This window comes from Prosthecobacter sp. (assembly GCF_044373815.1).
Lineage (GTDB): Bacteria > Verrucomicrobiota > Verrucomicrobiia > Verrucomicrobiales > Verrucomicrobiaceae > Prosthecobacter.
Genome location: NZ_JBIPNG010000256.1, coordinates 1 through 9,316 on the forward strand (window position 1 = coordinate 1; position 9,316 = coordinate 9,316).

The window sequence follows — 9,316 nt, forward strand, 5'->3', positions numbered from 1 at the left end:
GTGGGCCGTGTCGCGGGGAATTTTGTGAACGAAGACCTCCTCGGCAGCATGGAGTTTGCCTGCAAGGTGGCCGGTGCCAAGCTCCTCCTGGTCATGGCCCACCAGCACTGCGGCGCGATCCGGGGCGCCATCGATGACGTGAAGCTCGGAAACCTCACCTCCCTGCTGCAGAAGATCAAGCCCGCCGTGGCCATGAGCCAAGACTTCCCCGGCGAAAAAACCTCCTCAAATTCGCTCTTCATGAAGCGGGTGGCGGAGAACAACGTGCGGCTGACCCTCGCCAAGATCCGCGCAGAAAGCCCCATCCTGAAGGAAATGGAGGACAAAGGTGAGATCAAGATCGTCGGTGCCTTCTACCGCCTCACGGATGGCACGCTGGAGTTTGTCGAGTGAACTAAAACGGTTCAGCGGCGGCATCTGCGGCCACTGCGCCATGCTCAACCGTGCTGGGGTTGGAGATCAACTTTCCAAGCAGGGTGTCAACATCCCAGAAACGACAAGCTTTCTTGCGGTTGAGCATAACACCACAACGAATGAAATCCCCATCATGAAGGGCAATGCCAGCGATTTGATGACCGGCCTGCCGCTCCAATCGGTGTATCGCACCGCCAAGAGAAGCCTGCCACGAACCTCTATGATTGCTGACAGTGTCCCATGCTCCTCTCCCGATGCTTGATGCCATTGTTCATGCGCCGCCGGTCCTGCAAAAACTCTTCGGCAACGGCTGGGTGCAGCTGGCCTGCATTGAACCTGACAGCCGTAAAACCTATATATTGAACCTTGAATTAACATGGAAGAACACCCACTGAAAATGCGCTCCGCCTATGCCGGAAGTTGCTTTGTATTAACCACCAAGCATGCGAAGTCCATCGCTGTCGCCTCGCCTTTCTGGGATAAGTTGAAAGCGAGCATGGTAGAGTATCCGATGGACACCGATCTGCTTGGCACATTCACCGGCGAGGTCGAACGCGCAGGAAATGCACTCGAATGCGCCCGGCTCAAGTGTGATTGGTCACTGAAACGGCTAGGCGAAAAAGTAGAGTTCGCTCTGGCCAGTGAGGGCAGTTTCGGACCACACCCGTTTATTCCCTTCGTGCCCTGCGATCATGAGATTCTGTATTTCATCGACCGCAGGCATGGTTTTCATCTGCACATGTCTCACCTTAGCCCAAAAACGAACTACTGCATGAAGGCGGTGGATTCGTTGGAGGATTTGCAGACTTTTGCCGGTGCCATTCAGTTCCCATCACATGCACTGATTCTTCGTCCTAATGACAGAGATACCAAAGCGCCCCTTTTCAAGGGGGTGGATTCACAGGCGGCATTGGAAGAGGCCTTCAAGGAATGCCTGAAACACTCATCTGAGGGGAAGGTATGGGTGGAAACCGACATGCGGGCGATGTTCAATCCTTCGCGCATGGAAGTGATTGGAGAATTGGCGGCGAAAATGGCAGACCGGCTTGCCACTCACTGCCCGAAATGCAGTTTTCCAGGCTGGGGAAAGATCCGGGTGGAAAAAGGTTTGAAATGCAGCTCGTGCCGTTCAGAAACGGATTTGGTGAAATTAGAGATTTTCGGCTGTGTAAAATGCGATTTTGAGACAATTCATGGACGCGCAGACAGACTCACTCAGGCAGAGCCAATGCATTGTGGTTATTGCAATCCCTGATGCATTCATAAATCCAGCCTCCACGAAACTTCACTTGGCTGCAGGAGGGCAGTTTTGCGCTGAACCATTGTGCAAAGCGGCCTGAGGCCAGGGCCATGTTGATTATCTCACTCTGAGAGACGGCTGGTTTGACAACTTTGGACGGCCTTCTAGTCTCAGGCGATGAGTAATCCTGAAACCGGCAAGCCCGCTGACACTTCCAAGCCCCCCAGCCTCGGCGAGAGGAAGAGCACGCGCCAGCTCTCCAGCCCCGATTCCCCAGATCACACATCCCACCCTGAGCACGACCTCGTCGTCAGCCACGTCACCACCGCAGAAGAGCAGGCCCGCCTCACCCCGGATGAAGTGCTGCAGCAGTTCAAAGACGGCAACAAGCGCTTCCGCACCGGCCGGGTCACCCGCCGCAATCACCGCGAGCAGGTGCGCAAATCCGCCCCCGGCCAGTTCCCCAAGGCCATGGTCCTCAGCTGCCTCGACAGCCGCGTCCCCGTGGAAGACGTGTTCGATCAAGGCATCGGCGATGTCTTCGTGGGCCGTGTCGCGGGAAACCTCGTCAATGACGACCTCCTCGGCAGCATGGAGTTCGCCTGCAAGCTGGCCGGAGCCAAGATGATCCTCGTCATGGGCCACCAGCACTGCGGTGCCATCCGTGGTGCCATCGATAATGTGAAGCTCGGCAACCTCACCACCCTCCTCGCCAAGATCAAACCCGCCGTGGCCCTGAGCGAAGACTTCCAGGGCGACAAGACCTCCGCCAATCCCCTCTACGTCAAATACGTCGCGGAAAACAACGTGCGCCTCTCCCTCTCAAACATCCGCACCCGCAGCCCCATCCTCCGGGATTTGGAGGAGGAGGGCGAGATCAAGATCGTCGGCGCCTTCTACCGCCTCACCGACGGGACGCTGGAGTTCATCGAGTAATTCAGCGTTGGCCTTGTGCTGCAGCGTGAGCAGCACTCCGTTAAAAACACACATCGCAGCTTTTAAAGCACCGGCCCACTCATGCCACGCGCCAGCGTCTTGGACTGCGGTGGCAAAGATGCACGGCGCAAGCCTGCATCGTCGACACCGCTTTCGCGGGCTGATGAACGATCTCCGGCCACAGCCCACCGTTCGCCATCCGAAAGCGTCATCGCGCCGTGCCTTGCCTGTCCTGCGTAACTTCAGCGAGGAAGTAAAATTGCCAGGCATGCGTGGCATTCAGCTAAGGTGAGTCTCGTTGATAGTGGGCCAACGGCCCGCAGGAGTCAGCCCAGGGCGCAAGCCCTGGGTTTTCGATGCTGGGGCCGTCCATCTCAAGGCCGCGCTCTAAAGGAGCGCAGGAGAAGAGGCGAATTTGTCTGCACCGTGCATGGCCGACTTTGATTGAATGTGACGCGCCGATGCGTTAAAAAACAACATTCCTACAGTCGACAACCTGTTGTTAATCGACAAAACTTTGGCCCGTAGCGTTGCTAGCGCACTCAATCAATCTGTTTGCCAGCAATGAGTCAGGCCGATCAAGCGCACTTAAAACGATGAGCAAGCTGCAAACTCCACTCCACAACAAGACGCGCACATTTCTGCGCATCGCAGGCCCTGTCGTAGCAGCTATCGGCCTCATCTTCACCATCATTGGCGTGGTCAGCTTTTTCTCCTCTTTCGGTGGCTTCGGCCCGCCGCGTTACTTTTGGTGCTGCTTTGTCGGGATGCCTCTGCTTTTCGTCGGCTTCATGATGTGCATGTTTGGCTTCATCGGAGCGATCGCCCGATATGCGGCAGCCGAGCAAGTTCCTGTTACGACCGACGCGATCAATGATTTGGCCGAAGGCACACAAGGTGCCGTAAAGACCCTGGCCCGATCCATAGCCGAAGGTGTTCAAGAAGCACAGACGGAGAGGAAGCTTTAGGATAGGCCCGCCGCCGCTGCCGGTTTCGCCACTGCAGCCACCGCTTTCTCGGGGTGAAGAACGACCTCAGGCCTCAGCGCACCGTCCAGCCTGCAAAAGCGGCGTGGCGCCCAGCCTTGCCGCACGCGTTGATTCGCTGCGCTCACCCTTCGGGCAGCCTGCGGTTGTCTACCTCCGCTGCGCTCCGGTTCCAAGACGCTTCGCGCTCGCGAAAGTACCGCCCCCCTCCACTCCCCATCCCCCTAAGTCCCACCGCCATCATCTCCGCCTCTCACCCAGCCAATCCTTTATCCGCCCCCCATTTCATCAGGCCTCTTTCCTTGATCTTCCGCCTGATTACATTCATGGCTGTTTTTTGCAGTCACACAGGTGAGTCCACCTGTGGTAGCAACACGTATAACACGCGAATTTTCCTTCAATTTTGACACCGCCATCCACACCCCCGCCCATCCTTTCCCCCACGACTCTGCTGCAGCTCTCCGCCATCCTCGGCAGTGAGATCACCCCGGAGCGTGCCCGTTCAGCCATCCACCACGCCACGCAGGCGCAGAGCGATCCCCTCGCGCAGCTCAGCGCCGCCTCAGCAGGCGCAGGCATGCAGGTCTCCCCCGTGCGCATGCCTCTCAGTGAGGCCGTGTGGCAGGCCCATGCAGACTCCCCCGTGGTCATCTGGAGCAGCGTGGAAAACCGCTGGCTCGTCATCACCTACGCAGGCTGGTTCAGCCTCCGCCTCGCAGACGGGGAGCATCCCACCCATCGCCTCACCCTCACGCGGCAGGCGCTCGCAAACCTCGTCGGTGTGGAAAGCGTGCACACCGTGGTGGAGGCCGGCATCGTCCACCTCGACCGCGCAGCGCAGGACATGAGCGCCGCACCCCAGCACGGCCACGCCGCGCACCATGACCACGCAGGCCTCAGCCCCGCGCGGCGCTTCATCGGCATGCTGCTCGCAGAGAAGCAGGAAGTCCGCACGCTGCTCATGTTCTCCGTCATCTCCGCGCTGCTCTACCTCGCCGTCCCCATGGCGGTGGATGCCATCGTGAGCAATCTCGCCTTCGGCGGTCAGGCACGCCCCTACCTCCAGGCCCTGGTGATCGTCTCACTCGCCCTCTTCGGCTGCCTCGGTTTGCAGGCCGTCGTCACGGGCTTTCAGTTCTATGTGTCAGACATGATCCAGCGCCGCATCTTTGTGCGCGCCGCATCAGACCTCGCCTACCGCCTGCCACGCGTGAAGGCGCAGGTGCATGATGAAGTGCACGCCCCGGAAATGGTGAACCGCTTCCTTGATGTCGTCACCGCGCAGAAGTCCACCGCCCTGCTGCTGCTCGATGGTGTGAACCTCGTTTTTGGCGGCCTCATCGGCATGCTGCTGCTCTCCGTTTACCATCCGCTGCTGCTGATCTTCGCCGCCGTCCTGCTGTCCCTCATCATCCTCAGCCTCTGGCTGCTCGGCCGCGGCGCGGTGGACACCAGCATCGAGGAATCACGCATGAAGTACGACCTCGTGAACTGGTTTGAAGAAGTCGCCCATTTCCCCTTCCTCTTCAAAGGCCCCGGCGGCAGCCGCATGGCCCATGAGCGCGCCAATGAACTCAGCACCGGCTACGTCATGGCGCGCGGCAGGCACTTCCGCGTCCTCATGCGCCAGGTCGCCGCCCTGCTCACGCTGCAGGTCGTCGCCTCCGCCGCGCTTCTCGTCGTCGGCGGCTACCTCGTCATCAGCCAGCAGATCACCCTCGGCCAGCTCGTCGCCAGCGAGATCATCATGAGCGGCATCGTCGCCTCCCTCGCCAAGCTCGGCAAAAAACTCGAAGCCTGGTATGACGTCATGGCCGCCATGGACAAGCTCGGCCACGTCTTCGATCTCGAAACCGAGCGCGAAGGCGGCGAAAAGCCCGCCACACGCGGCCTCGGTGCCGAGGTCATCGCCAGCCAGATCTCCTTTGCCCACATCCCCACCCTGCCGCTCTTCAGCGGGCGCAGCTTCACCATCCCCGCAGGCGCCAGCGCCGCCATCGTGGGCCCGCATGGCGCCGGTGCCAGCTCCTTGCTGGACATCCTCTTCGGCCTCCGCCAGCCCTCCGCCGGCTTCGTCACCATCGACGGCGTGGACCTCCGCACCTGGGACCTCGAAGCCCTGCGCGAAAGCACCCAGCTCCTCCGCCGGGACGAGATCATGGACGCCACCGTCGTGGAAAACCTCCGCCTCGGTCGCAGCGACATCGGCATCGATGAAATCCGCGCCGCGCTGAAACAAGTCGGCCTGCTCGATGAACTCCTCGCACGCCCCGAAGGCCTGAATCTCCACCTCAAGATCGGCGGTGCCCCCCTCTCCGGAAATCAGCGCATTCGCCTTCTCCTCGCCCGCGCCCTCGCACAGCGCCCCCGCCTCCTGCTCATCGACGAATTGCTCGACAACATGGACGACGCCTCCTTCGCCCAGCTCTCCGCCGCCATCCTGGACAAATCCGCCCCCTGGACCGTCATCGTCACCACACGTGATTCCCAGGTCAGCAGCCGCTGCGATCACCTCATCGAGCTCGCCCCCTGCCACCTGAGCGATGGCACCACCCCGAAAACCTCCGCCGCCTGATTGCCATGACGACGACTCACCCATCCCCCACCCTCGCTTCCTCCGCGCCGCCGCTGCCCGCGCTCAGCCTCGCCAGCCCCGCACGCTTCACGCGCATCTTCAGCCGTCTGCTGCTCGTCAGCTTCGCCGTGCTCGCCATCGCGCTCCTGTTTCTCCCGTGGCGACAGTTCGTCGCCGGCACCGGCCGCGTCATCGCCTTCAATCCGCTGGACCGCCGTGTGAATGTGGAGGCCCAGGTCTCCGGCCGCGTGCGCAATCTCCACATCACCGAAGGCCAGCGCGTGAAGAAAGGCGAGCTCATCATCGAGATCCAGGACAACGACCCCAATCTCCTCGCCAACCTCCGCGCCCAGCGCGAAGCCATCGAAAGCCGCCGCGACTTCGCCCAGGGCCGCGTCGAATCCCTCACCGCGCAGATCACCCAGCAGGAGCTCGCCAAAGCCCAGGCCATCGATGGCGCGCACCAGCGCGTCGCCGGTGCCAAGATCGCTGCCGAAACCGCGCAGCTCAATCACACCCGCACGCAGGAGCTCTTCAGCAAGCAGCTCGAATCCCAGCGCAGCATGGAGCTCGCCACCCTCCAGCGCGATGCTACCGCCGCCGATCTCAAGTCCGCCGATGCCGCCCTCAAGCGCACCGGCAATGACATGGATGCCCTCATCGCCTCCATCCACGCCTCCAAAGGCAGCGCCCTCGGCGAAGTCGCCACCGCAGAGCGCGATCTCTCCGTCATCGACGTGCAGATCAATCAAAACCTCCGCCAGATCGTCGAGGCTCCGCGCGATGGCGTCGTCCTCCAGGTCGCCGTCACAGACGGCACCTACCTCCGCCCCGGCTCCCTCATCTGCGTCATCATTCCCGAGAGCGACAGCCGCAACGTGGAAATCTGGGTGGACGGCAACGACATGCCGCTCATCCACGCGCGGAAGGAAGTGGACGGCGTCGTCACGCCCGGCAGCCCCGTGCGTCTCGCCTTTGAAGGCTGGCCCGCCGTTCAGGCCATCGGCTGGCCGCAGCTCGCCATCGGCACCTTTGGTGGCGAAGTCGTCTTTGTGGATGCCAGCGATGACGGCCAGGGCCGCTTCCGCGTCCTCATCGGCCCCGCAGATGATGTGGTGGACCGTGGCGATGGCAAGGGCCCCGTCACCGTCGGCTGGCCCGACCGCGAGCGCTGGCTGCGCCAGGGCACCCGCGCCAATGCCTGGTTCCTCCTCGATGAAGTCCCCCTCTGGTTTGAGCTCTGGCGCCAGATCAACGGCTTCCCCGCCGTAAACTCCAACGCCGACGGCAAGCTCGACCCCACCAAGAAGTGATACTTCCTACCACACTGAACCCGACCTCGACCCAGAAGATGCCAGCCCTCATGCCCACCGTCGGAAACACCATCAGGCTCACCCCGCAGGCCATCAACCGCTGCCGCGCCGCCATGGTCGCCCTCATGCTCCCCTTTGCCGGAGTCGAAGCCGCGCCTGAGGAAAAAGAGAAGGAGAAATCCCGCCCCCTGCTCCTCACGGAAGTCCTGCAAAGCGTCAAGACCCAGTACCCGCCCTACCTCGCCGCCATGATCGAGCAGGACATCGCCAACGGCCGCGCACGCCAGGCCATGGGCGCCTTTGACCTCAACCTCAATGCCGGCGGCTCCTTTGCCCCCTCCGGCTACTACGACGGCCAGACCGCCTACACCATGCTGGAGCAGCCCCTCACCAACTGGGGCGGCGGCGTCTACGGCGGCTACCGCCTCAGCAGCGGCTTCCTGCCAAATTACAACAAAGACCGCACCAGCACCGATGGCGCAGGCATCCTCGGCTTCCGCATCCCCCTCCTGCGGGACGGCACCATCGACCGCCGCCGCGCCACCCTCTGGCAGGCGCAGATTGATCAGGAACTCGCCGACCCCATCATCTTCCGGCAGTACCTGGACTTCATTCGCGCCGCTACCATCTCCTACTATGGCTGGCTCTCCGCAGGCCAGCGCCTCTCCCTCACCGAAGAGCTCCTCCGCGTCGCCAAAGAGCGCGACTCCGCCATCGCCCAGCAGGTGAAAAACGGCGCCTCAGCCCCCATCGTCCAGGTGGACAATCAGCGCCTCGTCGTCAGCCGTGAGATCGCCGTCGTCCAGGCCCGCCGCCGCCTGCAGGCCGCCACCATTGAGCTCTCCCTCTTTTACCGCGACCTCCGCTCCGCAGAGCCCATCCTCGCCCCACGCACCCGCCTCCCCTCCGCCTTCCCCACTCACAGCCACCCCGCTGAATCCCAGCTCACCGTGGACATCGCCAAGGCCCTCATCTTCCGCCCCGAGATGCGCCGCATCGAGCTCACCCTGGAGAAAACCGGCATCGACCGCCGCCTCGCCAAAAACAATCTCCTCCCCAGCCTCGAACTCGGCGTGCAGGCCGCGCAGGGCACCAGCAGCAGACTCCCATCCGCCTTGGAGCGCACCGAGATCGAAGCCAAGATCGAGTTCAAAGTCCCCCTCCAGCGCCGCGAAGCCAAAGGCCGCGTCGAGGTCGCCGACGCCCAGATCGAGCGCCTCAATCAGGAAATGCTCTTCGCCCGCCAGCGCATCACCGCCGACGTGCGCGACTCCCACAGCGCCCTCCTCGCCGCCCACGAAGTCCTCCTTCAGACCCGCCGCAACGTCGATCTCGCCCAGCAGCTCGCCACCGCCGAAGCCGAGCGCCTCAAACAAGGCGCCACCGACCTCCTCGCCCTCCAGATCCGCGAGCAGGCCAGCTTCGACGCCAAAGTCCTCGAAGTCGAAGCCCAGTCCGAATACTTCCGCGCCCACGCCAACTACCGCGCCGCCATCGCCTCCGACAAATAAGACCACGCGCAGTCGAAGAAGAGTCCAAGCTGCTTGTGCCCCCATCGCGCATGATGCCCCGCAGCTACCCTGCGAACGCATCAGCCCTCTGGCGGAGAGGGATCGTCCCGATCCCTCACGCATCCGCACCGCCCAGCGCCCCAGCCTTTTGGACTGCGGTCGCGCAGATGCAAGGCGCAAGCCTGCATCGCAGCTACCGCTTTCGCGAGGTGAATCACGATCTCAAGCCCAAGCCCACCGTCCGGCCTGCAAAAGCGGCATCGCGCCCACGCCTGCCCTACGCACTTCAAGACGCTTCGCGCTCGCGAAAGCACTAGTCCTCGCAACCACGCCCCAGCCTT

The 9,316-nt window shown here is 62.3% G+C and carries 9 protein-coding genes; all 9 read left to right on the forward strand.

What is annotated here, in order from left to right; translation table 11 throughout:
• On the forward strand, window positions 1-393 hold a 393-nt coding region (locus ACIREA_RS19295; protein WP_397383969.1), incomplete at its 5' end, for a carbonic anhydrase.
• A gap of 40 nt (window positions 394-433) precedes the next feature.
• Complete coding sequence (locus tag ACIREA_RS19300; RefSeq protein ID WP_397383970.1) at window positions 434-676, forward strand: putative inorganic carbon transporter subunit DabA; 243 nt, start codon at window positions 434-436, stop codon at window positions 674-676.
• Window positions 669-809 (forward strand): hypothetical protein, encoded by a 141-nt coding sequence (locus ACIREA_RS19305; protein ID WP_397383971.1) that lies wholly within the window; start codon window positions 669-671, stop codon window positions 807-809. The genes ACIREA_RS19300 and ACIREA_RS19305 overlap by 8 nt, the downstream gene beginning before the upstream one ends.
• Window positions 791-1,669: a DUF6671 family protein gene (locus ACIREA_RS19310; RefSeq protein ID WP_397383972.1), complete on the forward strand. Its 879-nt coding sequence runs from the start codon at window positions 791-793 to the stop codon at window positions 1,667-1,669. Before ACIREA_RS19305 ends, ACIREA_RS19310 begins: the two co-directional genes overlap by 19 nt.
• Before the next feature lie 162 nt (window positions 1,670-1,831).
• Window positions 1,832-2,590 carry a carbonic anhydrase family protein gene (locus ACIREA_RS19315; RefSeq protein ID WP_397383973.1) on the forward strand — a complete coding sequence of 253 codons (759 nt, stop codon included), beginning with the start codon at window positions 1,832-1,834 and terminating at the stop codon, window positions 2,588-2,590.
• A 596-nt stretch (window positions 2,591-3,186) separates the two neighbouring features.
• On the forward strand, window positions 3,187-3,558 hold the full coding sequence (locus ACIREA_RS19320; protein WP_397383974.1) for a hypothetical protein: 372 nt from the start codon (window positions 3,187-3,189) through the stop codon (window positions 3,556-3,558).
• 421 nt (window positions 3,559-3,979) lie between these two features.
• Window positions 3,980-6,151 carry a peptidase domain-containing ABC transporter gene (locus ACIREA_RS19325; protein WP_397383975.1) on the forward strand — a complete coding sequence of 724 codons (2,172 nt, stop codon included), beginning with the start codon at window positions 3,980-3,982 and terminating at the stop codon, window positions 6,149-6,151.
• Between the two features lie 5 nt (window positions 6,152-6,156).
• Window positions 6,157-7,464: an HlyD family secretion protein gene (locus tag ACIREA_RS19330; RefSeq protein WP_397383976.1), complete on the forward strand. Its 1,308-nt coding sequence runs from the start codon at window positions 6,157-6,159 to the stop codon at window positions 7,462-7,464.
• A gap of 50 nt (window positions 7,465-7,514) precedes the next feature.
• Window positions 7,515-8,975 (forward strand): TolC family protein, encoded by a 1,461-nt coding sequence (locus ACIREA_RS19335; RefSeq protein ID WP_397383977.1) that lies wholly within the window; start codon window positions 7,515-7,517, stop codon window positions 8,973-8,975.
• Window positions 8,976-9,316: the final 341 nt, after the last annotated feature.

Bases quoted from the DNA above. Each gene is read 5' to 3' on its own strand.
- ACIREA_RS19335 (WP_397383977.1), top strand. From the start codon at position 7,515: ATGCCCACCGTCGGAAACACCATCAGGCTCACCCCGCAGGCCATCAAC.
- ACIREA_RS19310 (WP_397383972.1), top strand. From the start codon at position 791: ATGGAAGAACACCCACTGAAAATGCGCTCCGCCTATGCCGGAAGTTGC.
- ACIREA_RS19320 (WP_397383974.1), top strand. From the start codon at position 3,187: ATGAGCAAGCTGCAAACTCCACTCCACAACAAGACGCGCACATTTCTG.
- ACIREA_RS19315 (WP_397383973.1), top strand. From the start codon at position 1,832: ATGAGTAATCCTGAAACCGGCAAGCCCGCTGACACTTCCAAGCCCCCC.
- ACIREA_RS19305 (WP_397383971.1), top strand. From the start codon at position 669: ATGCTTGATGCCATTGTTCATGCGCCGCCGGTCCTGCAAAAACTCTTC.
- ACIREA_RS19300 (WP_397383970.1), top strand. From the start codon at position 434: ATGCTCAACCGTGCTGGGGTTGGAGATCAACTTTCCAAGCAGGGTGTC.
- ACIREA_RS19330 (WP_397383976.1), top strand. From the start codon at position 6,157: ATGACGACGACTCACCCATCCCCCACCCTCGCTTCCTCCGCGCCGCCG.